This is a genomic window from Streptomyces sp. NPDC047917 (assembly GCF_043204345.1).
Taxonomy (GTDB): domain Bacteria; phylum Actinomycetota; class Actinomycetes; order Streptomycetales; family Streptomycetaceae; genus Streptomyces; species Streptomyces sanglieri.
In genome coordinates, this window is the sequence record NZ_JBIDCA010000007.1 from 271,216 (window position 1) to 294,866 (window position 23,651).

23 protein-coding genes and 3 pseudogenes are annotated in these 23,651 nt (G+C 70.9%); 14 read left to right on the forward strand and 12 right to left on the reverse strand.

Going from position 1 to position 23,651, the window contains the following annotated elements; genetic code table 11:
* Window positions 1-61: 61 nt before the first annotated feature.
* The 6 genes from ACGF8B_RS19055 to ACGF8B_RS19080 are packed head-to-tail and all read right to left on the reverse strand — an operon-like array spanning window position 62 to window position 5,647.
* Window positions 62-1,270: a cytochrome P450 gene (locus ACGF8B_RS19055; RefSeq protein ID WP_392739746.1), complete on the reverse strand. Its 1,209-nt coding sequence runs from the start codon at window positions 1,268-1,270 to the stop codon at window positions 62-64.
* The gene (locus tag ACGF8B_RS19060) at window positions 1,267-2,547 is read right to left on the reverse strand and encodes a cytochrome P450 (RefSeq protein WP_392739748.1); all 1,281 of its coding nucleotides are present in this window, start codon (window positions 2,545-2,547) and stop codon (window positions 1,267-1,269) included. Before ACGF8B_RS19060 ends, ACGF8B_RS19055 begins: the two co-directional genes overlap by 4 nt.
* Window positions 2,544-3,221 (reverse strand): ATP/GTP-binding protein, encoded by a 678-nt coding sequence (locus ACGF8B_RS19065; RefSeq protein ID WP_392739750.1) that lies wholly within the window; start codon window positions 3,219-3,221, stop codon window positions 2,544-2,546. The genes ACGF8B_RS19060 and ACGF8B_RS19065 overlap by 4 nt, the downstream gene beginning before the upstream one ends.
* Window positions 3,202-3,567: a DUF742 domain-containing protein gene (locus ACGF8B_RS19070; RefSeq protein ID WP_392739751.1), complete on the reverse strand. Its 366-nt coding sequence runs from the start codon at window positions 3,565-3,567 to the stop codon at window positions 3,202-3,204. Before ACGF8B_RS19070 ends, ACGF8B_RS19065 begins: the two co-directional genes overlap by 20 nt.
* Window positions 3,564-4,007, reverse strand: coding sequence for a roadblock/LC7 domain-containing protein (locus ACGF8B_RS19075; RefSeq protein WP_093540384.1), 444 nt, complete (start codon window positions 4,005-4,007; stop codon window positions 3,564-3,566). The genes ACGF8B_RS19070 and ACGF8B_RS19075 overlap by 4 nt, the downstream gene beginning before the upstream one ends.
* A complete protein-coding gene (locus tag ACGF8B_RS19080; RefSeq protein ID WP_392739753.1) occupies window positions 4,004-5,647 on the reverse strand; it encodes a sensor histidine kinase in 1,644 nt (547 codons plus the stop codon). Before ACGF8B_RS19080 ends, ACGF8B_RS19075 begins: the two co-directional genes overlap by 4 nt.
* Before the next feature lie 293 nt (window positions 5,648-5,940).
* On the opposite strand from ACGF8B_RS19080, the gene ACGF8B_RS19085 reads away from it, so the two are divergent.
* A complete protein-coding gene (locus ACGF8B_RS19085) occupies window positions 5,941-8,868 on the forward strand; it encodes an FAD-binding and (Fe-S)-binding domain-containing protein (protein WP_392739755.1) in 2,928 nt (975 codons plus the stop codon).
* Here ACGF8B_RS19085 and ACGF8B_RS19090 read toward each other — a convergent pair whose 3' ends face one another.
* Complete coding sequence (locus tag ACGF8B_RS19090) at window positions 8,869-9,279, reverse strand: VOC family protein (protein WP_392739757.1); 411 nt, start codon at window positions 9,277-9,279, stop codon at window positions 8,869-8,871.
* 478 nt (window positions 9,280-9,757) lie between these two features.
* Here ACGF8B_RS19090 and ACGF8B_RS19095 point away from each other — a divergent pair, with 478 nt between their 5' ends.
* Entirely contained in the window at window positions 9,758-10,699 is a 942-nt protein-coding gene (locus ACGF8B_RS19095; protein ID WP_392739759.1) for a MarR family transcriptional regulator, read from the forward strand.
* A gap of 52 nt (window positions 10,700-10,751) precedes the next feature.
* On the opposite strand, the pseudogene ACGF8B_RS19100 reads toward ACGF8B_RS19095, so the two are convergent.
* Window positions 10,752-10,965, reverse strand: a pseudogene (locus ACGF8B_RS19100) (DUF397 domain-containing protein).
* 155 nt (window positions 10,966-11,120) lie between these two features.
* Between ACGF8B_RS19100 and ACGF8B_RS19105 the strand changes: the two are divergent.
* The gene (locus tag ACGF8B_RS19105; protein WP_392739760.1) at window positions 11,121-11,924 is read left to right on the forward strand and encodes an isocitrate lyase/phosphoenolpyruvate mutase family protein; all 804 of its coding nucleotides are present in this window, start codon (window positions 11,121-11,123) and stop codon (window positions 11,922-11,924) included.
* 7 nt (window positions 11,925-11,931) lie between these two features.
* Here the strand turns inward: ACGF8B_RS19105 and ACGF8B_RS19110 are convergent.
* Window positions 11,932-12,279 (reverse strand): annotated as a pseudogene (locus ACGF8B_RS19110) (transposase); the annotation flags it as partial.
* On the opposite strand from ACGF8B_RS19110, the gene ACGF8B_RS19115 reads away from it, so the two are divergent.
* From ACGF8B_RS19115 to tgmC, 6 genes are all read left to right on the forward strand, one after another.
* Complete coding sequence (locus ACGF8B_RS19115) at window positions 12,247-12,498, forward strand: hypothetical protein (RefSeq protein WP_392739762.1); 252 nt, start codon at window positions 12,247-12,249, stop codon at window positions 12,496-12,498. The pseudogene ACGF8B_RS19110 and the gene ACGF8B_RS19115 overlap by 33 nt on opposite strands.
* A gap of 183 nt (window positions 12,499-12,681) precedes the next feature.
* The gene (locus ACGF8B_RS19120) at window positions 12,682-13,413 is read left to right on the forward strand and encodes a DUF6879 family protein (RefSeq protein ID WP_392739764.1); all 732 of its coding nucleotides are present in this window, start codon (window positions 12,682-12,684) and stop codon (window positions 13,411-13,413) included.
* Entirely contained in the window at window positions 13,410-14,258 is an 849-nt protein-coding gene (locus ACGF8B_RS19125) for a helix-turn-helix domain-containing protein (protein ID WP_392739766.1), read from the forward strand. Before ACGF8B_RS19120 ends, ACGF8B_RS19125 begins: the two co-directional genes overlap by 4 nt.
* 361 nt (window positions 14,259-14,619) lie before the next feature.
* A complete protein-coding gene (gene tgmA, locus ACGF8B_RS19130; protein WP_392739767.1) occupies window positions 14,620-14,892 on the forward strand; it encodes a putative ATP-grasp-modified RiPP in 273 nt (90 codons plus the stop codon).
* 11 nt (window positions 14,893-14,903) lie between these two features.
* A complete protein-coding gene (gene tgmB / locus ACGF8B_RS19135) occupies window positions 14,904-15,884 on the forward strand; it encodes an ATP-grasp ribosomal peptide maturase (RefSeq protein ID WP_392739769.1) in 981 nt (326 codons plus the stop codon).
* On the forward strand, window positions 15,856-16,998 hold the full coding sequence (gene tgmC / locus ACGF8B_RS19140) for an ATP-grasp peptide maturase system methyltransferase (RefSeq protein WP_392739771.1): 1,143 nt from the start codon (window positions 15,856-15,858) through the stop codon (window positions 16,996-16,998). The genes tgmB and tgmC overlap by 29 nt, the downstream gene beginning before the upstream one ends.
* A gap of 126 nt (window positions 16,999-17,124) precedes the next feature.
* Here tgmC and ACGF8B_RS19145 read toward each other — a convergent pair.
* Window positions 17,125-17,280 (reverse strand): annotated as a pseudogene (locus ACGF8B_RS19145) (IS5/IS1182 family transposase); the annotation flags it as partial.
* A gap of 124 nt (window positions 17,281-17,404) precedes the next feature.
* Here ACGF8B_RS19145 and ACGF8B_RS19150 point away from each other — a divergent pair.
* Entirely contained in the window at window positions 17,405-18,502 is a 1,098-nt protein-coding gene (locus tag ACGF8B_RS19150; protein ID WP_392739773.1) for a serine hydrolase domain-containing protein, read from the forward strand.
* Between the two features lie 799 nt (window positions 18,503-19,301).
* On the opposite strand, the gene ACGF8B_RS19155 is transcribed toward ACGF8B_RS19150, so the two are convergent.
* Window positions 19,302-19,667, reverse strand: a complete 366-nt coding sequence (locus ACGF8B_RS19155; RefSeq protein WP_392739774.1) for a hypothetical protein — start codon at window positions 19,665-19,667, stop codon at window positions 19,302-19,304.
* A gap of 338 nt (window positions 19,668-20,005) precedes the next feature.
* On the reverse strand, window positions 20,006-20,935 hold the full coding sequence (locus tag ACGF8B_RS19160) for a LysR family transcriptional regulator (RefSeq protein WP_392739776.1): 930 nt from the start codon (window positions 20,933-20,935) through the stop codon (window positions 20,006-20,008).
* 150 nt (window positions 20,936-21,085) lie between these two features.
* Here ACGF8B_RS19160 and ACGF8B_RS19165 point away from each other — a divergent pair, with 150 nt between their 5' ends.
* The 4 genes from ACGF8B_RS19165 (at window position 21,086) to ACGF8B_RS19180 (ending at window position 23,574) form a co-directional block, all read left to right on the forward strand.
* Entirely contained in the window at window positions 21,086-22,069 is a 984-nt protein-coding gene (locus ACGF8B_RS19165) for a DMT family transporter (protein WP_392739777.1), read from the forward strand.
* A gap of 79 nt (window positions 22,070-22,148) precedes the next feature.
* The gene (locus ACGF8B_RS19170) at window positions 22,149-22,577 is read left to right on the forward strand and encodes a DUF3592 domain-containing protein (RefSeq protein ID WP_392739779.1); all 429 of its coding nucleotides are present in this window, start codon (window positions 22,149-22,151) and stop codon (window positions 22,575-22,577) included.
* Between the two features lie 507 nt (window positions 22,578-23,084).
* Window positions 23,085-23,306 carry a mersacidin/lichenicidin family type 2 lantibiotic gene (locus tag ACGF8B_RS19175; RefSeq protein WP_030709583.1) on the forward strand — a complete coding sequence of 74 codons (222 nt, stop codon included), beginning with the start codon at window positions 23,085-23,087 and terminating at the stop codon, window positions 23,304-23,306.
* Between the two features lie 25 nt (window positions 23,307-23,331).
* Window positions 23,332-23,574 carry a mersacidin/lichenicidin family type 2 lantibiotic gene (locus ACGF8B_RS19180; RefSeq protein ID WP_030709581.1) on the forward strand — a complete coding sequence of 81 codons (243 nt, stop codon included), beginning with the start codon at window positions 23,332-23,334 and terminating at the stop codon, window positions 23,572-23,574.
* Window positions 23,575-23,651 lie beyond the last annotated feature (77 nt).

Consider the following 23,651-nt stretch of genomic DNA (forward strand, 5'->3'; position numbering starts at 1 on the left):
GCGTACGGACCGCGTACGGGCCGCGTACGGACCGCGTACGGACCGCGTACGGGGAGTGCCGTCAGCCCAGTTCCACCGGCAGGTCGTGCAGGTCGTTCTGGGTGACGATCGGCTTGTTCCGCAGCTCGGACGCGGGGACCGCGAGCTCCAGCTCCGGGAACCGCTCGTACAGCGCGGGCAGCGCCACGCCCGCCTCCAGCCGGGAGAGTGCCGCACCCGGGCAGACGTGCGGGCCGTGACCGAACGCGATGTGGCGGTTGGGCGAGCGGGTGATGTCGAAGTCACCGGCCGTCGGGCCGTGCTGCGCCTCGTCGCGGCCGAGCGCGCCGAAGGACACGATCAGCGCCTCGCCCTTGGGCAGGACCTTGTCGCCCACCTCGACGTCCTCGGTGGCGAACCGGATCAGGACGTGCGACGTGGGGGTGTTCCAGCGCAGCGTCTCCTCGATCACGTTCTCCCACGGCACCTCGCCGCTCAGCACCTGCTTGCGCTGCTCGGGGTGGGTCTGGAGCGCGACGACCGCGTTCACGATCAGGCTGATCGTGGTCTCGTGGCCGGCCGCGATGATCAGCTGGAGGGTGTTGACGATCTCCTCGTCGGTGAGCTGGTCACCGTTCTCGGAGGCCGCGATCAGGGCGCTGGTGAGGTCGTCGCCGGGGTTCTGCCGCTTGCCGTCGACGATCTTCGTGAAGAGCGTGCCGAGGTCCGCCATCATCTGCGGGACCTCCTCCGGCGGCGTCTGCGTCGAGAAGAACTTCTCGAACAGCTCCTTCAGCCGCGGGTGGTCCGCGCTGTCCACGCCCATCAGCTCGCTGATCACGTTCATCGGCAGCGGGTAGGCGAACTCCGCCTTCAGGTCGACCTGCCCGCCCTCGGGCAGCGCGGCCAGCCGGTCCAGGCTCGCCGTGGTCAGCGCCTCGATACCGGCCCGCAGCCGCTCCACCCGCTTCACGGTCAGCGCCTGGGCGACCAGGGTGCGCAGCCTGCGGTGGTCCGCGCCGTCGACCGTCAGCATGGAGCGGCCCGGGTTGGCGAGGCCGATCAGCGGCCAGTCCATCGGTATCTCGCCGCGCTGCCAGGCGTTCCAGACGTCGATGTCCTTCACGATCCGGCTGTCGGTGAGCAGCTGCCGCGCCTCGGCGTGGTGGGTGACCGCGTAGCAGTGCACCCCGCCGGGCAGTTCCACCTCGGCGAGCGGACCCGCGGCCCGCAGCCGGGCGCTCTCGCCGTCGAGGTCGGCGACGAAGGGGTCGAGGGTGATCCGGGTCATCTCTGGCCTCCGGTGGCGGTTCCCGCGGTGGGTCCCAGGGCGAGGGTGGGCGTGAAGGTCAACGGCAGGTCGGTCAGCCCCCGCAGCCACGGGGACGGGCGCCGGGTGAGCCGGTCGGCGGGGACGGCGAGGTCGATGTCCGGGAGCCGGTCGAGCAGTACCTCGATGCCGGTACGGGCGATGACCTCGGCGGTCTCCTGGGCGGTGAACGGGCAGCGGTGCTCGCCGTGGCCGAAGGAGAGGAACGCGTTGTTGCCGCCGGTCAGGGTGGAGCCGTCGGTGCGGACCTGCGGGTCGGCGTTGGCGGCGGCGATGCCCAGCAGCAGCAGGTCGCCCGCCTGGATGTGACGGCCGCCGAGCCGGGTGTCGCGCGAGGCCCAGCGCCCCGCGACGTTCTGCGTCGGGGTGTCCTCCCACAGGACCTCGTTCATGGCCTCGGCGACACTGTGCCGGCCACCCGAGAGGGAGGCGGCGAACCGGTCGTCGGTGAGCATCAGCCGCAGCGAGTTGCCGATCCAGTCGGCGGTCGGCTGGTGGCCGGCGGCCATCATGACCATCAGGTCCTGGGCGACCTCCTCGTCGGTGAAGCCGCCGCGGTCGGCGAGCATCCGCGAGGCGACGTCGTCGCCGGGCTCGGCGTGCTTGTCGGCCAGCAGCTGGAACATGGACGAGGCGAGGTGCTGCTGGCCCGCCAGGGCCCGCTCCCGGCCGTCGATCATGTCGTTGAGCGAGCCGACGAGCGCATGGCCGATGGTGTCGCTGAAGCCGTAGATCTTCGCCAGCACGAGGGCGGGCAGCAGCATCGCGTACTCGGCGATGACCTCGGTGCCGCCGGTGGCGCAGAACCGGTCGATGAGACCGTCGGCGAACTCCTCCGCGTACCGCTTCAGCGCGAACGGGTCGACGGCCTCCAGCGCGTTGCTGATCATCGCGGCGCGCTCGGTGTGCCGGGGGCCGACCGTGTACAGGATCGACGGCTGCTTGCGGCCGATCATCGGCAGCAGCGGCCAGTCGCCGGGGATCCGGTCCCACTGGTTCCACAGGTCCGAGTCGCGGCTGAACAGCACCGGATCGCCGGTGACCTGGTGCAGCTCGCGGTAGCCGAGCACGAGCCAGGCGGGGATGTCGCCGTCGAGGACGACCGGCGCCACGGCCCCGTGGTCGCGGCGCATCTCCCGGTAGAGCCGGGTCGGGTCGGTCTGGAACCGGGGGCCGGAGAGCGGCACGCGGCCCTGGGAGACGGGGCAGCCGGAGGGCGGCGCCGGGGGCTGGGTCACGGGGTGGGCTCCGGGGTCTTCGCCGGCGCGAGCCCCGTACGGGTGGCGGCGGACGGGTCGGTGTCGGGGGCGCCGGACCGGGCACCGGCCCCGCGCTGCGAGAGGGCGTGGAGGTACTCGACCAGCGTGATCAGTACGTACTTGCTGGACGAACGGTCCCGGGCGTCGCACTCCACCAGCGGCACGTCGTCCGAGAGGGCGAGCGCCTCGCGTATCTGCTGCTCGGTGTGGAGCGGGCCGCCGAAGTCGTTGCACGCCACGATGAACGGCGTGCCGTGGTGCTCCAGCCGGTCGATCGCGTACCAGGAGTCGGCGAGCCTGCGGGTGTCGACGAGCACGACGGCGCCGAGCGTGCCGGAGAACAGCCGGTCCCACAGGAACCAGAACCGCTCCTGGCCGGGGGCGCCGAAGAGGTACAGCACCGAGCGTTCGTCGAGCGAGATCCGGCCGAAGTCGAAGGCGACGGTGGTGGACGTCTTCGACTGCACACCGTCGAGGTGGTCGACGGCCTCGCCCGCGCGGGTCATGGTCTCTTCGGTGTTCAGCGGACGGATCTCGCTGACGGAGCGGACCATGGTGGTCTTGCCGACCCCGAAGCCGCCGACGACGACGATCTTCAGTCCGTTGTCGGCCGTCGCCTGCAGGGCGGCACGGTCAGAGGTTGCGGAGTCCAACGAGCACCTGTTCCAGGATGTCGGGGTCGGGGAGCCGGTCCGCGACACGGGCAGTACGGGGGTGACGGGCGCTGATCCGGCCGGTGTCCAGCAGATCGGACAGCATGATCCGGATGATGCTGACGGGCAGCCCGAGGGCCGCCGCGATCTCCACGACCGCGGTGGGCAGTTGGCACATCCGCAGGATCGTGACGTGCTCCGACTGCATGCCGGGGGCCGGCTCGCACTCGGACACCACCAGCGTCACCAGGTCGAACGCGTCCGAGTCGGACCGGCTGCGCCCTCCGGTGAGGGTGTACAGCCGGTCCGGATCGTCGTCCCGGCCGGGGCGGCGGGGGCGGGTCATACGGCCGCGTTCGCGTCGGCGGCGCCGACGTCGGAGGCCGAGGAGGAGCGCGGCGGGGCACTGAGGTGCTCGCCGAGCTGTTCGACGAGCTCGCTCATGTTGTGGCCGATGAGGCCGACGTCGGAGTCCTCGGAGGCGACGACCGCGAGATGGGCGCCCGCGCCCGCCTCGACGATGAACAGCACGCCGCCGTAGAACTCGGCCATCGCGGACCGTACGCCGCCGGTGCCGTCACCGAACTCCACGGACGCGCCGTGCGAGAGGCTCTGGATGCCGGCCGAGATCGCGGCCAGCTGGTCTGCCTGGTCGACGGAGAGCTCCGGGGTACGGCACAGCTTGAGCCCGTCCCTGGAAAGGACGAGGGCATGACGAGTGCCGGGAGTGCGCTCCAGGAGCCCCTCCAGCAGCCAGTTGAGCTTCTCGTCGGTGGTCGCGGTCATCGGGTGTTGCCTTCTTCCGGGTGCGGGGAATTGGCCCGAACAGCCTGGCGGAAGCTGCTGAAGCGGGCTGCCTGTTCCTTGGGGTCGGAGGTGCGGGGCCGGGAGGCCGCGGCGCCGTCGGTGTGGGCGGCGGCGCGGGCCTCGGCGGCGGCGAGGGTACGGCCGCGGGGGCGCTTGGGCAGCCCGCTCTCGCCGAACCGGGGCAGGTTGCCGGTGGTGTCGGAGGCGGGCGAGTCCTCGGCGGTGGTGGCCGAGGCGTTCGCCGGGGCGGAGTCGGCCGGGTCGGTGGCGGCCGGGGCGTAAGGGGAGTGCGGGGCGTGCTGAGCGCGCTGCGGCTGCGGGGAGTGCTGCGGCTGCTGTGCGTCGGCCGCGCCGGTCGGCGTGGTGGCCGTGGTGGCGGTCGTGCCGGCCGTGGTGGCGGTCGCCGCCGGGGCAGCGGGCCGGGTCTCCGAAGCGTTGCCGTGCGCCGGCTCCGGCTCGGGGGCCGGGCGGGAAGCCGGGGCCGGGGCCGGTACGGAGGCCCGGGTGAGGAGCTCCTGCGGGAGCATCATCAGGGCGCCCGTGCCGCCGCGCGCGGACGGCCGGAACGAGACGGTCAGACCGTGCTTGCGGGCCAGCCGGCCGACGACGGCGAGGCCGAGCCGGGTGCCGGACAGGCCCGTGAGGTCCTGGAGGTCGGCCGATACGGCGCGCTCGGCGCGGCGCAGCTGCACGTCGCTCATGACCAGGCCGCTGTCCTCGACGGTCAGGACGATGCCGGCCGGCACCTCCTCGACGTACACATGGACCTCGGCCGTGGGCGGCGAGAAGTTGGCGGCGTTGTCGAGGAGTTCGGCGAGCGCGTGCATGACGCCCTCGGCGGCGTGCCCGGCGACCGCGACATCACTGGTCGAGTGGAGCCGCACCCGCTGGTAGCCGCTGATCCGGCCCATCGCGCCGCGCAGGATCGACTCCATCACGATCGGCTTCGCCCAGCGCCGCCCGGAGCGGGCACCGGTCAGCACGGCGATGGAGTCGGCGAGCCGGCCCGCCTGGGCGGTGCGGTGGTCGAGGTGGAGCAGATCGCCGAGCACGTCCTCGGAGGCGTGCCGGTGCTCCATCTCGCGCAGGTCGGCGAGCATGCTGGTGGACAGGGCCTGCATCCGGCCCGCGGCGTTGGCGCAGGCGGCGACCGCGGCGGAACGCTCGGTCTCGCTGCGGGTCGCGCGGGCGGTGAGCCGCTTGTTGTCGGCGCCGAGCCGCTCGGTCTCGGCGGCGGCCTGCGCGGTGATCCGTGCGGTCTCCGCCTCGGCCGCGGACCTGAGCCGCGCCGTCTCGGTCGCCGCGGCGGACTTGATCCGGGCGGTCTCGGCGGTGAACCGCTGGCCCTCGGCCGCGGAGGTGGAGACGAGGCGGCTGATCTCGCCGGTGAACCGCTGGGTCTCCGAGGCGAGCCGGGCACGAAGACGGTTCGCCTCGGCGCGGGCACGGACGGCGACGGCGACGGCGGCGGACAGCAGTACGGCGCCGGCGCCCGCCCCCCAGGCCAGCTCGGGCCGTGCCGAGGCGGGGGCCGCGGCGACCGCCCACAGACACAGGGATCCGGTGACGACCAGCGATATCAGCAGGGCCACTGCGGTCGGCCGAGATGAGGGGCTCAAAGGGAGTCCTAGGGGGCGGACGGGTACGGACGGATCGGGCAAGCGGGGCGAACCGAAAAGCCCAGATCGGGACAGTTCGGAACAGTGGGACGGAGCGGAGTAACTGGAGCTGACAATTCCAAGGTAAGTCCTGGTCACTATATGAGAATTGACGCTCCCTTTGGGAAGACCTTGTAGCGTTCTCTGTTACGTATGTGACTACGCGTCCGACGTATCCTGACGTATTGGCGTATTCGGGGGAAACGTGCGGCGCCGAACGGCCGATTGGCCCGATCAACGGCATCCTGGGCCGCATGGCCTCACCTCAGAATCCGACGGAACGCGCCGAACTCGCACAGGCCCTGCGCGCCGCGGTCCGCGGCGAGACCGACTTCGGTGCCACCGCCAGGGCGTTGACGACGATGGACGCCTCCAACTACCGCCGCGTACCGCTGGGCGTCGTCGTCCCGCGTGACGCCGACGACGTGGCCGCCGCGCTCGCGGTCTGCCGCGCGCACCGGGTGCCCGTGGTGCCGCGCGGCGGCGGTACCTCCATCGCGGGGCAGGCCACCGGCACCGGCATCGTGCTCGATCTCACCCGCCACCTGCGGAAGATCGTCGAGCTGGACCCGGTCGCCCGCACCGCCGTCGTCCAGCCGGGCGTGATCCTGGACGAGCTGCGCGCCGCCGCCGCCCCGCACGGCCTCACCTTCGGCCCCGACCCGTCCACGCACAGCCGCTGCACGCTCGGCGGCATGATCGGCAACAACTCCTGCGGCGCGCACTCGGTCGCCTGGGGCACCACCGCCGACAACACCCACGCCCTGACCGTGACCCGCTACGGCGGCGACACCCTGCGCCTGGCCGGGGGAACGACCCCCGAGGCCCTGCCCGGCCTCCCCGGCTTCTCTGGTCTCCCCGGCCTCCCCGAGCTCGTCCACGCGAACCTCGCCCTGCTCCGTACCCGCTTCCCGGAACTCCCGCGCCGTATCTCCGGATACGCCCTGGACGCCCTCCTGCCCGAACGCGGCACCGACCTCGTCCGCGCCTTCTGCGGCAGCGAGGGAACGCTGGGCGTGGTGACGGAGGCGACCGTACGACTGGTCGAGGCCCCGGCGGCCCGCGCGCTCGCCGTACTCGGCTACGCCGACGAGGCCGCGGCCGCCGAGGCCGCCCCCGGCCTGCTCCCGCACCACCCGCTCACCGTCGAGGGCATGGCCGCCGACCTCGTACGGGAACCGGCCGGGCTGCCGCGCGGCGGCGCCTGGCTCTTCGTCGAGACGGGCGGCGCCACCCCCGCCGAGGCGCGGGCGCACGCCGAGCGCATCCTGCGGGCGGCCGACGCCCTGGACGGCGCCGTCGTCACCGACCCCGCCGGACAACGGGCCCTGTGGCGCATCCGCGAGGACGCCGCGGGCACCGCGACCCGGATGCCGGACGGCACCGAGGCGTGGCCCGGCTGGGAGGACTGCGCCGTACCGCCCGCCCGCCTCGGCCCGTACCTCCGCGACTTCCGCGCCCTGCTCACCGAGCACGGGCTGCGCGGCACCCCGTACGGGCACTTCGGCGACGGCTGCATCCACGTCCGCATCGACTTCGACCTGCTGAGCCCACCGGGCGTCGCCCGCTTCCGCCGCTTCTCCGAGGAGCTCGCGGACCTGGTCGTCGCGCACGGCGGCTCACTGAGCGGCGAACACGGCGACGGGCAGGCCCGCGCCGAACTGCTCCCGCGCATGTACGGGGACGAACTCGTTGCCCTCTTCGCCCGCTTCAAGGACATCTGGGACCCGGACGGTGGCATGAACCCCGGTATCCTCGCCCGTCCCGCCCGGCTCGACGAGAACCTCCGCTTCGAGGTGCTGCCGAAGCGCCCGGTGGACGTCGAGTTCGGCTACCCGCACGACGGCGGCGACTTCTCGGCGGCGGTGCGACGGTGCGTGGGCGTCGCGAAATGCCGTACGGCGGAGCCGGCGGGCACCGGCGTGATGTGCCCGTCCTTCCGGGCGACCGGCGAGGAGGCCCACTCCACGCGCGGCCGGGCCCGGCTGCTGCACGAAATGCTCGCGGGCGGCTCGGGCGGCGCGGGCGGCGCGGGCGGCTTGGGCGCTGCGGGCGGCTCGGGCGCTGCGGATGGTGCCGCCGACACGACGGCAGTGATCACGGACGGCTGGCGTTCGACGGAGGTACGGGACGCGCTCGACCTCTGCCTGTCCTGCAAGGGCTGCCGCAGCGACTGCCCGGTGGGCGTCGACATGGCCACGTACAAGGCGGAGTTCCTGCACCACCACTACCGGCAACGGCTGCGCCCGGCCTCCCACTACACGATGGGCCGGCTGCCGACATGGCTGCGCCTGGCGGCCCCGTTCGCCCCCGCCCTCAACGCCCTGGCCCGGATCCGCCTCCTCGCCGCCCTTGCCAAGCGACTGGCGGGCATCGCGCCGGAGCGTGGGATCCCGGTCCTGGCGCGGGAGACGTTCACCCGGTGGCTGAACCGGCGCTGGGGCAAGGGAACGTTCATCTTCTCGAACGACGAGGTGGCCATGGTCTGGCCCGACACCTTCACCGAACACCTCTCGCCCGAGGTGGGCCGGGCGGCGGTACGGGTCCTGGAAGCGGCGGGCCGCCACTCGATCCCCGCCGGGCGCGGGCTGTGCTGCGGCCTCACCTACGTGTCGACGGGCCAGCTGGGCAAGGCCCGCAAGGTCATGCGCCGCACCCTGGACCGGCTGGGCGGCACGCTCGGCACCCCCGTGGTCGTCCTCGAACCGAGCTGCGCCGCCACCCTCCGTACCGACCTGCCCGAACTCCTTCCCGACGACCCGAGATCCGCCGAACTGGCCTCGTCCGTCCGGACCTTGGCCCAATACCTGGAGGAGTACGCCCCCGACTGGCAACCACCCCGCCTGGACCGCCCGGTCACCGGCCAGACCCACTGCCACCAGCACGCGGTCCTGGGTGACGCGGCGGAACGCCGATTGCGAGAACGGGCCGGGCTGACAGGCGAGTTGAGCGGCGGCTGCTGCGGCCTGGCCGGAAACTTCGGCTTCGAACGCGGCCACTGGGACGTGTCGGTGGCCTGCGCGGAGGAGACCCTGCTGCCCTCCGTACGGGCATCCGATCCGGACACGGCCATCCTGGCGGACGGCTTCTCCTGCCGGACCCAGCTGGAACAACTGGGCGGCGTACGGGCCCGGCACCTGGCGGAGGTGCTGGCCGAGGGCCTGGAGGAGGGGCCAGAGTGACTACGAGGCGCGGCCCGCGCCGAACCTCGCGACGGCCTCCGGGGTGACGGGCGTGAAGAAGTTGACGAGGTTCCCGTCGGGGTCGCGGAAGAGCAGCGCCCGGTTCCCCCACGGCATGGTCGTCGGCTCCTTGACGAAGTCGGCGACGAACTCGGTCAGGTTCCGGTGTACGCGGTCCACGTCGTCGACGAGGAACTCGATGATGACGCTGCTGTTCGCCGCGGGCCGGGCCGAGCCGGGGGCGAACAGCGGCACGGTGCGTTCGCTGCCGATCGCGAGCGTGGCACGGGGCAGTCGCAGTTCCGCGAAGTCCTCGGTGGCCCGGTCGGCCGTGATCCCGGTGATCCGCTCGTAGAACGCGACGAGGCGCGCGACGTCGGCGGTGATGATGCGGATCGAGACGAAGTCCATGACGTGTTCCTCGGGGTGGGTGCTCGTTTGAAGGCGTCGTTGCACGGCACACCGTAGGACCGATACCGGACAGATTCGGTCCTATTGCCCGCCCTGGGCGGCCCCGAAGCTCGGGTTCTGGGAGTCGGGTCTCGGGAGCCGGGTTCCGAGCTCCTGGTTCCGAGCTCCGGGACGGCCCGTTCACTCTTTCGTGGGTACGAGGAATGGCTCGGGGCCGGGTCTTGAGCTTCGGGCTTCGGGAGCCGGGACCCGGACGTCGGGATTCGAGCGATGTCGTACAACCGGTAGGTAAATGAAGGTGGTTGGGAAAACCTCCCCACCCTCCCCGCCCCGTCACGGCCAGCAAGTATGACTAGTCGTGACCAACTTGCGGCGGCGAGTCGCGGCTGCTTACGGTGCCCAACGTAACGACCCCGACGCGGTGTTCACAGCACCGGCCGGGGTCTGACCCCAAGATCGAGAATTCAGAGGCGATCCCGTGGCTGTTTCAGACCTTAGCCTTGCCCTGCGTGCGTCCGCATCCTCGCGCGCCCACCCGAAGGCCCGCCCCGGTTACGGAAAGCGATCCGTTCCGGAGCAATGTCCGCCGCGCGAGGCCGACTTCGCGTTGCTGCCCGAGCGCGAGCGGCACATCGCGGGCTATGTGGAGGCGCTGCCCGAGGGTGCGGCGATGGACATCAAGTCGCTGGCGAAGAGCCAGCCGCTGTACGGGCAGATGGCCGTCGGCAGCGCGCTGCGGGCCCTGGGCGTGGCCGGTCATCTGCGGCACGTCCGGTGCCTGAGCGGCGAGGGCGACCAGGTCCGCTGGGTGACCCGCACGTTCTGGTCCCGCACCGCCCACGACAACGAGTGGTGGACCGCCTTCCTGGCCGCCGAGGAACACCACCCCGCATCGCAGGAGACCACTGGGACGTGTGTCCCGGCCGAAGTGCCGGAGCCCGAACCCGGTCCGGCATCCGATCCCGTATCCGTACCCGCACAGCTGCCCGCCCCGGTGGTACCGCAGCAACGCACCGCAGCACAGGCGCCGACGCCGGTCCACACGACGAGCGACCCCTCGCCCGCCTTCGCCGCCCTGGCCCGCCTCGGCCGTACCGACTCCCGCCTGGCCCTTTCGGCGGCGGACTGTGCGGCACTGGAGCAGGCGGCCGCCGAGTGGTTCGCGCGCGGTGTGGACGCCGACTACCTGACGCAGGCCCTCACCGCCGGGCTTCCCGCGTCCGTCGACTCCCCCTTCGGCTTCGTCCGCCGCCGCCTCCACGACAAGCTCCCGCCCCGCCTGCCCGCCACGACCCCCACCGCGCGGGCAACTCCCGTACGCCGCCTGATGGTCGAATGCACCGAGTGCGGTGCGCCCGGGAGGCCCGAGGCGTTCCACGACGGCCTGTGCAGGCCCTGCCGCGAAACCGGCCCGGCCTGACAGCATGACAACGGCCCTCGCCGTGGGGCGAGGGCCGGTTGTTCGGGGCCGGTCATCCGTGGTGCTTGGCGAACTCCACGAGGCCGGTGAACCCCTCGCGTGTCAGGGTCAGATGCGGGCCGTCCGGCGTCTTGCTGTCACGGATCAGGAACTCACCGGTCGCGTGCGCGTGGCCGGGCGCCCACTCGACGCACTGTGCCCCCGTCGCCGCCGCTGTGGGTGCTCTTGACCCACAGCGCGGGCCGAGGGGCGGACGTGCTGCTCATGGGGCGTGGTCTTTCATGATCTGGCGAATCAGGGTCAGTGAAGTACGCGGCACCGTTAGGCCCTGTCCGGCGGATCATGGCGTCGACAGGGTGTGAGCCGTGATCGTTCATCTGGCTCTCGTGGTGCAATGTTGCTCATGGCAACACTTCTTGATATGGCGCAGATGTTCCGTTCCCTGCATGTACCAGGCACGCCGCTGGTCCTGCCCAATGCGTGGGACGGTGCTTCGGCCCGTGTGGTGGCGGACGCGGGTGCTGCTGCGATCGCGACCACCAGTGCCGGGGCCTCCTGGTCACTCGGTCACGGCGACGGTGAGCACATGACCCGGGACCAGGCCCTTGGCGTGATCGCCCGGATCACGGTTGCTGTTGACGTACCGGTCACCGCAGACATCGAACGCGGCTACGCGACCGACCCTGACGGCGTGGCCGAGACCGTCCGAGGCGTCATCGCGGCCGGAGCCGTGGGGATCAACCTGGAAGACACTTTGCGCCCCGTCACCGAGCAGGCCGAACGGATCGCAGCCGCCCGCGAGGCCGCGGACGAGACCGGCATCCCGCTGTTCATCAACGCCCGCATCGACACGCACCGCCTGCCGCCCGGCGACCGCACGACCTGGCTGGACGAAACGCTCACCCGCGCCCGCGCCTACGCGACAGCCGGAGCGAACGGCATCTTCGTCCTCGGCACACCGGACGCCGAGACGGTCAGCACACTCGTGGGCTCTCAACCCCTTCCGGTGAATGTCCTGGCCGGCCCCGGTGCACTCCCCGTGTCCAAGCTCGCCGAGGCGGGAGCCGCCCGCATCAGCGCGGGATCCTCCATCGCCGAGGCAGCGTACGGGCTGGTCCACCAGGCAGCCCGCGAACTGCTGGAGAAGGGCACGACGACCACACTGGAGGGCGGATTCGACTACGCCACCCTCAACGCGCTGCTCCTGGCCGAGCCCACACACTGAGACGCGGTCAGGAACGCAGCCACAGTCGGGTCGCCGCCACGGTGACGGTGCCGTGGAAAACGTAGGCCCGCTTGTCGTAACGCGTCGCCATGGCCCGGAAGCCTTCGAGGCGGTTGATCGTGCGCTCGACTTCGTTGCGGCGCTTGTACATCTGCTGGTCGAAGCCTGTGGGCCGGCCTCCTCTGCCGCCGCGGCGCCGGCGGTTGGCCCGCTGGTCCCTCGGCTCGGGGATGGTGTGCTTGATCTGGCGTCTGCGCAGGTAGCGGCGGTTACGACGGGAGCTGTAGGCCTTATCGCCCGCTCGCCGCCGCACTCCGGCTCCGTGAACACCCCCGGCGCGACGGGCGACGTGTACGCGTGCGGCCCGTGCCTGGTGGAACTCGACACCATGGTGCGGGCCCAGGCGCACGGACGGGACGGGGCCGGTGATCGCGACGCGCGGCCGGCGAGGCTCGCCGTGCCCGCGCACGCGCCCCCGTGCGGGCCCGGGACGGCGGTGTGCGAGCACCGGCGGACCGTGAGTCGTCACGGCAAGACCTTCTGCCGGGCCTGCGAGCGACAGCTCTACCTGTGACGAGTCCACCGCTGGGACGCAGCCCGTCACCGGTGCCCCGAGGCGGTGAGCAGGTCTATTGCGCCCAATTGCGCCGCCCGTCACGCAGACACCGGGGGAGGATGCAACTCGCCGCAATCCCCGCCCGCCCCGGCGACGCCTCGCCCATCCTGGATCTCCGACCCCGCAAATGTGGAGGGTGACATGACACTCAGGCTCATCGGTACGACCAGCGACGAAGGCGACTGTCCCACCCTGTACGAGATCGAGGGCACGGACGAGATTCTCGTCCAGGGCGACCGTGAGACCAACCCCGAACACCTGGTGCAGCTCCGAGACGTGAAGCCGCGCGAGGCGTTCGTGCGCGTCCCGCGCAGCTTGCTCACCCGGTTCGCGCCGCGGGCCGAGGTGCCAGAGTTGCAGCCGTTCTCCTCGGTCTCCCATCTGTTCCGCGAGTTTCGGCACACGGCGTGGCGGCTGGAGACCCGCAGCGGGTACGCCTCCGACAGGAAGAGCCCGAAGTGGGCACGCTGGCAGGCCGGCGAGGATGTCGCCGGCGGCACGAGCGCGTGGCTGGAGAACGTCGCCGGACAGACAGTGGCCGGGAAGCGGATCGAGCGAGTACGCCTGGTCGACGAGCCGCCCACCGAAGGCCAACGGTTCCTTCTCGCGAGTGCGCCCGGCAATGTGCGAGCTGGCGAGGACATCCGCAATCTCACCCGTGCGCGGGCCGAACAGTTGCGGCTGCCCGATTACGACTTCTGGCTGTTCGATTCCAGGACCGTGGCTCGATTCGCGTTCGACGAGGGCGACACCACGCTCGGTGTGTATGTCACGGAGGATCCGGCCGAGGTGCTCGCCGCCTGCCAGGCCCGCGATGCGGCCTGGCATCACGCCGTGCCTACGCGGCAGTTCGCTGTAGCTTCGACTGTGTGACGACCGACTTCCAGACAGCCCGCGAAGCCCTCGGCGCGCGCCTGCGGGAGCTGCGCGCCGAGGCCGGGCTTGAAGGGAAGGAACTCGCCGCGCGGCTCGGCTGGCAGGCTTCGAAGGTCTCACGGCTCCAGAACGGCAAGCAGACCCCTACACGTGCCGATCTCACCGCGTGGGCGCATGCCGTCGAACAATCGGATGTCGAGCCCGAGTTGCACGGCCTGCTGGCCGGACTGGACATGAAGCAGCGCAACCGCTCGTGGCGCAAGCAGTTGGCCGGAGGCATCCGTAACAGGCAGGAGATCGCGGTCAGGCTCACCGGGAACACGAAGCAGATCCGTGGCATGGAGGTCTCGCGGATTCCCGGCCTGTTCCAGACTCCGGAGTACGCGCGCGTCGTCTTCGACTCCCTCGCCGAGTTCAGGGGCATCCCAGCGACGACCGAGGCCGCTGTCGAGAAGCGCATGCGCAGGCAAGAGGCCCTGTACGACCCGGAGAAGACGTTCCGGTTCCTGATCTGCGAGGCCGCTCTGTATCACCGGCCATGCCCGAGCCAGGTGATGGCCGAGCAACTCGACCGCCTCTACAACCTTGTCGGCCGGCAGCGCATCGAGCTCGGCATCATCCCGTTCGCTGCGCAGCTTCGGCGTACCGCGCCCCATGCGTTCTGGATCTACGACAGTCGGTTGACCATCGTCGAGACGATCACCGAGGAACTGTGGCTCACCAACGACGAGGATGTACGCCTGTATGAGCGGGCGTGGGAATGGCTGGCGGAGTCTGCCGAGTACGGGGCGCCGGCCAGACGGCTGATCGGCCGTGCGCGTGCGTTGCTGGACCTCGGATAGGGAATCCCTGCCCCCGCATTCGCAATTCTGAGCAATCGATCTGCAAGCGGACACGGGTCGCCCCTATCGTCCTGGAATGGCCCCACGGACACGGGCCCCGGGCTCAGGCGTCCCGGACTCCGGCGTTCCAATTCCGCACCAGCACAACGCAATTGGGTAGCTGCCAACTCAGCCGATGCCCAGGACCGCGTGCGGCCTCCCGAGTGATCGGAGTCCACAAGCGGCCGTGCGCGTCGTCCGCCTCAGGGCGGTCGACACCGTACCCACGAGATCAGAAGTGCTGACCCCCTCGTGGCCTGCCGCGTGCCTGCTGGAGCGGGCCCTGCACGACATCACCGCAGAAGACGACTGAGGAGGAAACTTGCAAACGAGCCCCGAAGGTACGGAGACCGCCGCACAGACCCCGTGGGGGCTGCGCCGCATGGTCCCGCTGCGCAACGGTTCGCCCTCGCCGTGGCGGTACGCGGGCGTCGACCCGGCCACGCAGACCGGCCGATGGGTCGGGGCGGACGGAGTGATGACACCGGCCGAACTCGGCAAGCACGGCACGAGCGTGAACACCTACCCGCCCACTCAGGTCGGCAAGGACGGCAAGATGGATGCCGACTCCGGCCACGACGCGACGCAGGACTAAGGAGCAGCGCCATGGACGGACGCCCGGTGCTGGTCTGCACGGAGCGCGAGGACGCGACCGCTGATCTGGTCATCGCGGAACTGAACCGCCGCCGGGTGCCCGTCGTCCGGTTCGACCCGGGGCGTGACTTCCCCGCACCTGCCGTGCTTGCCGCACACATCGGTGAAGAGGGATGGGAAGGGCGGCTGACGGTCGGGGAGCGTACAGCCGACCTCTCCGCCGTGCGGGCCCTTTACCACCGTCGGCCGAGCCCCTGCCGGACGGATGGCGGTGCACAGGCGGCCCGGTTCGCCGCACAGGAGAACCGGCGCGGACTGGGCGGTGTGCTGGCCGCGCTGCCGGGGTGCCTGTACCTGAGTCATCCGCAGGCCATCGCGCGGGCGGAGTACAAGCCCGCGCAGTTGGACGCGGCGACCCGCGCAGGACTCACTGTCCCGGCCACTCTGATCACCAATGACCCGGGGGATGCCGCGCAGTTCTGCGCAGAACAGTCCGCGATCTACAAGCCCCTGCACGCGGGGGCGTACGACGTCGAGGGTGAGCCTGCCGGGATCTGGGCCGCCCAGGTCGAGGCCGGCGAGATCGACGGCGCGGTCAGCCGTAGCGCGCACCTGTTCCAGGCGCGGGTGCCCAAGGTGGCGGACGTGCGGGCGGTCGTGGTCGGTGAGCGGGTGTTCAGCGCCCGGATCACCGCGCCGCCCGGGGTCGTGGACTGGAGATCCGAGTACCGGAACCTCGCCTACGAGCCGGTCGCCTGCCCGGATGGGACGCGTGGGGTACTGGCGCGCTTCCTCACCGAATTCGGGCTGAACTTCGGAGCCTTCGACTTCGCCGTGACCGGCGACGGCGCATGGTGGTTTCTGGAGTGCAACCCCAACGGCCAGTGGGCGTGGCTCGAAGACGCGGCCGGACTGCCGGTCACCGCCGCGATCGCGGACCTGCTGGAGAACGGAGCTGGCCGCCATGACCGACCCTCTGACCCCGAAGACTGACCCCTTGGCCTCGAAGGACCTGCGGGCCGGTCTCGTGCGGTGTCTGCGGGACTCCGGCACTCTGCGCACCCCGGAATGGGGAGCGGCCGTCATGGCGGTGCCCCGCGAGGCGTTTCTCGCGCACGGCTGGTTCGAGTACGAAGCGGGCGGCTGGTACCGCCCGGCGTCCGGGGGCTCTCCGGGAGGACTCACGCGGATCTACGAGGACGACACCCTCGTGACGCAGGTGGCCGGGGGCGTCTTTCCCGACCAGGTCGAAGGACGTGTCGCCGCAGCCCCCTCGTCGTCCTCCACCCTGCCGGGCCTGGTCGTGCGGATGCTCGAAGACCTGCGGGCGTCCAGGGGGACGCGCGTACTTGAGATCGGTACGGGCACGGGCTACTCGACCGCGCTGCTCTGCCACGTCGTCGGCGAGGACGACGTGATCACGGTCGAGGTCGATGCCGAGGTGTCCGCCCGCGCGGGAACAGCCCTCGCGGGGGCCGGGTACTGGCCTTTGCGCGTGGTCGGTGACGGCCTGGCGGGCTACGAGGAGGGGGGCCCGTACGACCGTGTGATCGCTACGTGCGCGGTGCGCACCGTGCCGGCCGACTGGCTCGCGCAGACCCGGCCGGGCGGTGAAATCCTGGTCACGGTCGGCGGGTGGATGCACGCGTCCGAGCTCGTACGGCTCACCGTCGCCGACGACGGCACGGCCGACGGCCCGGTGCTCGGCGGACAGGTCTCGTTCATGCTCGCCCGGCCCCACCTTCCGCCCCCGCTGGGCATCCTGCCGAACCTCGGCGAGGGCGACGCGGTGCCCGCCGAGCTGGGCGCGGACGCGCTCGACGACTGGACGGCCCGGTTCGTCGCGCAGTCCGCCGCGCCCCGCGCGCAGCGGCTCACGCTGGAACGTGACGGCCGGACGGAACACGTCGTGGTCGACGTGGACGCCGGGGCGTGGGCGGTCCTCTTCCGGGACGGCGGACGGTGGATGGTCCGGCAGGGCGGCCCGGTGCGTCTGTGGGACGAGATCACCGAGCGGGTCTCGCAGTGGCGGACGGACGGTGGCCCGCCCGCTGACCGCATGCGGCTGCACGTGGGCCCGGACGGGCAGCGCCTCATCTGGGCGTGACCGCAGGCTGACGGCCTCCGGGCCGCGCAGCCTCGGCCGTCGCACTCCCGCCCCACCACCTCGCGCGCCCGGCGTGGGTGACGGCGGACCGCCCCGAGTTCGGCAGCCACGGAGCCATTTCCAACCTCACGCCGACGCGTGGTAAAGGACGTGGATGGCCTGGACGATCGCTGTGATGCGGTTGGTGCTGCAGCGGAGCTTCCGCAGGAGGCGCCAGCCCTTCAGGGTGGCCATGGCCTGCTCGCCGAGGCACTCGCGGCCCCTCCTCATGCGGCGGGCAGCAGCCGGCCATGGCCCAGAGCGGTGCACATACGCGTTGAAGCGCAGGAAAACGGGTTGACCAGGAACGAACCGGCTGACGAGGATCATTGCCGACTTCCGATCTTCTTTCCCAGCAGGGGGTGCAATGACGGCGATATCGCAATCCGACAGCACCGATAGCCTTGATCCGGCCGCGCTGGAGCGAGCCGTCCGTGAGGCGGCGGATGCCGCGGGATTCTCCGGCACGGTCCGGGTGACGCAGCACGGGAAGCCGCTGTTCACGCAGTCGTTCGGAATGGCCTCACGGCGGTGGGCAGTACCGAACACGCCTGACACGCGCTTCCGAGTGGCCTCAGTGTCCAAGACATTCACCGCAGTGGCCGTCCTGCAACTCGTCGAACAGGGCCGGATCGGCCTTGACGACGCGCTGCTGGACCACGTCAAGGCTCACATACCCAGACTGGACCCACGCGTCACGGTCCGCCACGCCCTGACGATGACCTCGGGCATTGGCGACTGGTTCGAGGAGAGCAGCGAGAACTGGGAAGCAGAATGGGCCGCGTTGACCGCGTCCCACCCCCTCTACCTGCTGCGCGACAACAAGGACTACGTGCCCCTGTTCGTCGACAAGCAAGCCCACTTCCCTCCCGGGGAACGCCACCTCTACAACGGCGCCGGCTACATCCTGCTCGGGCTGCTGATCGAATCAGTGACAGGCCGGACCTTCGAGGAAGTCATCACCGAGGAAGTCTTCGCCCGTGCCGGCATGAGCACGGCTGGCTTCCCAGCCCTGGACGAACTGGGCCCCGGCATCGCCGAGGGGTACCTCGCCACGGCCGACAGCCCCACCCCGTACCGGACCAACCACTACGCGACCACTCCCCGCGCGGCCGCTGACGGAGGAGCGACCTGCACGGCCGCCGACCTGACGGCCTTCAACCACGCGCTGCGCCACGGACGACTGCTGAACGAGCAGACCACACGCCTGGCACTCACCCCGCAGGTCTCCGAGCGAGAGGAGAAGATCCGCGGCTACCAGTGGATGTACGGCTTCGGCCTCACCCATATCCTCGACGACGAGGCGAACATCGTCCGCTGGGGTCACACCGGCGAGGAGGACGGGGTCAGCGCACGTCTCTACCACTACCCCCAGTACGACCTGGACGTGGCCGTCCTCGGCAACACGAGCTGGTCCGCCGGCGACCTGGGCTGGGCCGCCCACGACGCCATCGTCGGCACGTGACCTGCCCAGACCTGGGCTGGGCCGCCCACGACGCCATCGTCGGCACGTGACCTGCCCACCTATCGGACGAGGACACGGAGCGCACAGCCGGGGCCTCCGGCCGTTGCGCCCCGTGTCCTCGTCCGACGGTGCCAGCTATGCGGCCGCGAGTGGTGCTCCAGTCAGGCGCGTTCGAAGGTTTCCACGGCGGTTCCCTCTCAGCCTGTTCGTCCAGGCTCCGTGCTGCGGGTGAGTGCAGGTTCAGCAATTGCGGGCGTGCCCGAACAGTGAGCCGTTTCCAGCCTGTCGGCGCCGGCCGTGTGTTGGACGGATCTGCAGAACGACGAAGCTCCTGGTAGACGGGTTCACGACCAAGATCCGCCGTCTGCCAGGAGCTTCATTACTCCGTACAGTGCTTGCCCACCCGCAACCTGCTACCCCATCAGGTTGGAAAAGGCTCACGGTGCGGCCGCGCTTCGCGAGTTGACGAGAACGGCGCTCCCGATTGCTCCGGCCACGTCGACCGGGACCTCCACGACGCATGGTGCGCCGGACGGCGCGACCGGCCCGTGTGCGGTAAACGATTCGAGCGCGTCCGAATTCTCGACGAGCCCCCATTCCCGGGCAGCGCCACCTCCTGAACAACGCCCGCCGCAATACCGCAGTCGATGAGAACAATCGTGTGCCGGCGCGCGGCAGGGTCGAACAGCAACAATTGCCGGAGGGGAATTCTGGCAAACAAAAGAGCCCCGGCCGGAGAGATCCGGAACCGGGGCTCTTCTGTTCGTCGGCGGGTCCTGGCTGAACAGCTACGAGTGGATTAGCTCTCGCTGAAGTTGGAAGACTTGACGCATTCGGCGCCGGGAACGCTCCAGCAGAGGTGCATGTAGTACTGCGTGGAACCCACGATGTCGTACGTCTTGCTGTCGCAGCCTGCGTCACCTCCGTCGTTGATCGTCCACATGATCTTGCCGTCGGAGACGCGATACAGGCTCATCTGGACGCCGTGACCATCCGCGTTGGTGTCACATACGGTGAACTTGTCGCCGCTGTCCTGGAAATGCGCGGTGCCGCGACCATTGAGGGTCACGCCCTTGTCGGCCGCGTAGGCCGTGGAGGTGCCCAGTGCCAGCATTGTGCCCAACGCGACGGTCAGGCCTGCGGTCGACCGGACTACGTTCTTCAACCTCATGACGTCTCCCCCTTGCTCGGCGATACTGATGTAGTCGCCCTTTCCTGTCTGCCGGCCCAACTATTCCGCATCGTCACCTGGTGGGCAACGGGTATCGGATATTCCGGTTGCCGCCTCTGTGTGACGCCCGAACCCTCCGGTGTCTCCGGATGTAAATCGGACGAATTCGCGTCATTCGTTGAATGGTGCCAGTCAATGGGTCCATTCCAACCTGTCGGCTCCGGCCGCGTGTTGGACTCGGCCGCCCGCGGCCGTCCCGCTCGCCCTCGGACCATCTGCCGGGAAGAGGCCGCAGGTATGGCCCTGGAGTTGTTCGGCGCCTTCAAGTCAACTCACTGAACAATTGGATGACTTGAGCCTCCAGGTTGATGCCGCCCGAGCCGCACGATCTCGCGGGCGAGGGCGGCGAGCGCCGGCAGTGCCGGGTGCCCCGGGACGTCCCGCCGGGCGAGGAGCACGGGGACGGACGGGGCGTCGAGCAGCGGGCGGTAGGCGACGCCGGAGTGCGGGTGCATGTCGGCGGTGGACGCGGCGGAGACGCCTACGCCGCGGCCCGCCGCGATGGCCGTCAGCCAGTCGTCGGTGTTGGCGACGGTGAGGGTCGCGGTGGGGCGGGCGGACGGTGGCCACAGCTCGACGGTGGTGGTGCCGGAGACGGTGTTGAGGACGACGGTCTCGGCCGCCAGGTCGGTGAGGCGGAGTGCCGTGCGGTCCGCAAGCGGGCCGTCCGCCGCGACCGCCGCCACCCGGTCCTCCTCGAACAGCACCTCGGCGACGAGGCCGGGCGCCTCGACGGGCCCCCGCAGCAGCGCGGCATCGACCTCGCCGCGGGTCAGACCGGCGGTGCGGTCGTCGATCCGCAGCAGTTCCAGCGGGGTCTGCGGATACAGCTCCTGCCAGCGGCGCAGCAGCGGAGTGGTGTACGGGCCGAACGCCGACCAGGCGTGCCCGAGCCGCAGCGGCCAGTGGCGCAGCCCGCCGGAGTCGAGCGCCTCGTCGAACGCGGCGACCGCGGCGGTGGCCCTGTCCCGGAAGACGACGCCTTCGGGAGTGAGGGCGAGATGGTGGGTGGAGCGGTCGACGAGCCGGGTGCCGAGATGCCGCTCCAGGGCGGCGAGGGTGCGCGAGACCGCGGGCTGGGTGAGGCGGAGACGGGCGGCGGCCCGGGTGACGTTGCCCGCGTCGGCGATGGCCAGGAAGGCGCGCAGATGGCGGATCTCGATGCCGCGACCAGCGCTTTCCCCGGAACGACCGATGCTCATGCGTGGGGAGCATAACCAGCGGTCGATCGACATTTCACGCGGCACGCGGAGGTACCTACCGTAAGAGGACGTACCGCGTGTGTGAGGTGCAGTATGTTCAATCGAACAGTGCATTGAGTTGTACTGTCGGATTCGGGAGGAACACCGCAGGTGAACGACCAGCGCAGTGCAGCAGGGGCGGCGGCCGCCGAGCAGGCCGCAGCCGTCGCCGTACCCGAGGCGGCTTCCGCCCTGGGCGACGCGGCGGGCCCCGCACGCCCCGGGGGCAAGGGCCGGGGCGCGGCGCTCGCCCCGGTCGCGCTGGTCGTCGCGGGCGGCCTCTCCGTCCAGTTCGGCTCCGCCGTCGCGGTCCTGCTGATGCCGAAGGCCGGTGCGCTCGGCGTCGTCACCCTGCGCCTGGCCGTTGCCGCAGTCGTGATGCTGGTCGTCTGCCGCCCGACGCTGCGCGGCCACTCGCGCGCCGACTGGGGCACGGTCCTCGCCTTCGGACTGGCCATGGGCGGCATGAACACGCTCTTCTACCAGGCGGCCGACCGCATCCCGCTGGGCGCCGCCGTCACCCTGGAGGTGCTGGGCCCGCTCGCCCTCTCGGTCTTCGCCTCCCGCCGCCTGATCAACGTGGTCTGGGCCGGGCTCGCGCTGGGCGGCGTCGTGCTGCTGGGCGGGGGAGGCTTCGACCGCCTCGATCCGGTCGGCGCCGCCTACGCGCTGGGCGCGGGCGCCATGTGGGCGACGTACATCGTCTTCAGCGCCCGCACCGGCCGCCGCTTCCCCCAGGCGGACGGCCTGGCTCTGGCCCTGGTCGTCGCCGCGCTGCTCTCGCTGCCCCTGGGCGTCCTGGAGTCGGGCTCGAAGCTGCTGGTCCCGTCCACGCTGGGGCTGGGCGCGGCGGTGGCGCTGCTGAGCTCGGTGCTTCCGTACACCCTCGAACTCATGGCGCTGCGCCGCCTGCCCGCGCCCACCTTCGCGATCCTGATGAGCCTGGAACCGGCGATCGCGGCCACGGCCGGCTTCCTGATCCTGGACCAGGCCCTGACGACCACCGACGCACTGGCGATCGCCCTCGTCATCGGGGCGAGCATGGGCGCGGTGCGGAGCCAGACGCGGCGCGCGAGGCCGCGCGAGCGGGCCTGACGCGGGTGCGCGGGCCCTTGTCGACCGGTCGCGCGCACGGGATCATGGCGGCCCGTACACGTAACATGCCGGGGGAGCCATGGTCATCGCCGCCGCCTACTTCGTCCTCGCCGTCGGCGCGGCCGTGATGTCCGGGAGGAGCCTGGACCGGCAGCTCCAGGGCCCCCGGCTCCGCTCCGCCTGGGCCGAGGGGCTCACCGCCGAGGCCCGGTGCGTCTCCCTGCGCACCGAAGAGGTCCAGAGCCCCGAGGGCGGACCCCTCGAACAAACCCACCCCACGCTGGAGTTCCGTACGGCCGACGGGCACACCGTCAGCTTCGAGGAACGCCAGTCGCGCCACACTCCGGCCCTGGGCGACCTGGTGACCGTCTACTACGGCACCGCGAACCCGAAGGACGCGACCACCCGCGCCCCGTCCTTCGGCATGCGCCACGCCAGGGCCCTGATCACCGGGGCGGGCAGCTTCTTCGCCCTGGTCTCGGCGGCTGTCATCGCTCTGGTTTCCTGAGCGCGGCGGCCGTGGTCGTGCTGGTTCTCCGAGCGCGGCGGCCGTCATAGTTCTGGTTCCCCGAGCGCTGCCGCCGTCGTCCTCCGGTTCTTTGAGCGCTGCCGCTGTCGTCCCTCCGGTCCGTTGAGTGCGGCCTTCGTCGCCCCGGTCCTCTGACCCCGGCCCGGGAGCAGCGCGTCCACGCGCCGTCCTCCCGCGCCGTCTTCCGCGAGCCGCCTTCCCGCGCCCTCTTCCGTACGTGCCGCCTTCCCGCGTCTTCTCCGGTACGTACCGCGCCTCCTCCGGAACGCCCCGGTCGCCGCCCAAGTCCGGTGATACCAAGCCGAGTTCGGAAATCACGGCGGTTCCGCGGCGATTCCGCAGCGGCGATCGCCGGCGTATGCGCCGCGTGTGCGCACTGAGCCGCCCGCGCGATATTCCGGCTGCATGAGGGCCGCTGAGGATGGCACTCGGAACCCGGCCCCACGGGCCTGGTTCTCATCCTCAGCGAAAGGAGGTGACAGACAAATGAACCTTGTTCGCGCATGGAAGGACCCCGAGTACCGGGCCACCCTCAGCGAGGCTCCCGCCAACCCGGCCGGCCTCGTCGAGCTGGCCGACGATCAGCTCGACGGCGTTGCGGGCGGGACCACCTGGGCGTGCGCCACGATCACTCTGACCGTGACGGTGTGCTCCCCGACCGGGACCCTCTGCGGCAGCTGCAGCATGGGCACGCGTGGCTGTTGCTGAGCGTGACAGTTTCCTACAAGGAGTGATGTACGTGGACATAGTCCGTTCCTGGAAGGACGCCGACTACCGGCTGTCCCTCGGGAGTGAGGCCCCCGCCCATCCGTCGGGCGAAGGCCTCACCGCAATCACCGACGAGGAGCTGACCGAGATCAACGGAGCCGGCTCCGGAGTTCTCGGCACTCTCGGGTGCTGCTCGTGCCTGCCGTGGTACTCGGGCTGGACCGTATGTGGTCTCGCCTGCAACCCCGGTAAGCCCTGCAAGAACTAGCAGCGTACCGAAGAAACGGCGTGACCGGCAGGGGCGGGCGACTGTGCGCCCCCGCCGGTCACGTTCTTGCCCCAGGA

Coding starts and splice junctions, on each gene's coding strand:
- ACGF8B_RS19055 (WP_392739746.1), bottom strand. CDS start 1,270: ATGACCCGGATCACCCTCGACCCCTTCGTCGCCGACCTCGACGGCGAG.
- ACGF8B_RS19070 (WP_392739751.1), bottom strand. CDS start 3,567: ATGACCCGCCCCCGCCGCCCCGGCCGGGACGACGATCCGGACCGGCTG.
- ACGF8B_RS19075 (WP_093540384.1), bottom strand. CDS start 4,007: ATGACCGCGACCACCGACGAGAAGCTCAACTGGCTGCTGGAGGGGCTC.
- ACGF8B_RS19085 (WP_392739755.1), top strand. CDS start 5,941: ATGGCCTCACCTCAGAATCCGACGGAACGCGCCGAACTCGCACAGGCC.
- ACGF8B_RS19090 (WP_392739757.1), bottom strand. CDS start 9,279: ATGGACTTCGTCTCGATCCGCATCATCACCGCCGACGTCGCGCGCCTC.
- ACGF8B_RS19105 (WP_392739760.1), top strand. CDS start 11,121: ATGGCGCAGATGTTCCGTTCCCTGCATGTACCAGGCACGCCGCTGGTC.
- ACGF8B_RS19120 (WP_392739764.1), top strand. CDS start 12,682: ATGACACTCAGGCTCATCGGTACGACCAGCGACGAAGGCGACTGTCCC.
- tgmB (WP_392739769.1), top strand. CDS start 14,904: ATGGACGGACGCCCGGTGCTGGTCTGCACGGAGCGCGAGGACGCGACC.
- tgmC (WP_392739771.1), top strand. CDS start 15,856: ATGACCGACCCTCTGACCCCGAAGACTGACCCCTTGGCCTCGAAGGAC.
- ACGF8B_RS19150 (WP_392739773.1), top strand. CDS start 17,405: ATGACGGCGATATCGCAATCCGACAGCACCGATAGCCTTGATCCGGCC.
- ACGF8B_RS19160 (WP_392739776.1), bottom strand. CDS start 20,935: ATGAGCATCGGTCGTTCCGGGGAAAGCGCTGGTCGCGGCATCGAGATC.
- ACGF8B_RS19170 (WP_392739779.1), top strand. CDS start 22,149: ATGGTCATCGCCGCCGCCTACTTCGTCCTCGCCGTCGGCGCGGCCGTG.
- ACGF8B_RS19175 (WP_030709583.1), top strand. CDS start 23,085: ATGAACCTTGTTCGCGCATGGAAGGACCCCGAGTACCGGGCCACCCTC.
- ACGF8B_RS19180 (WP_030709581.1), top strand. CDS start 23,332: ATGTACGTGGACATAGTCCGTTCCTGGAAGGACGCCGACTACCGGCTG.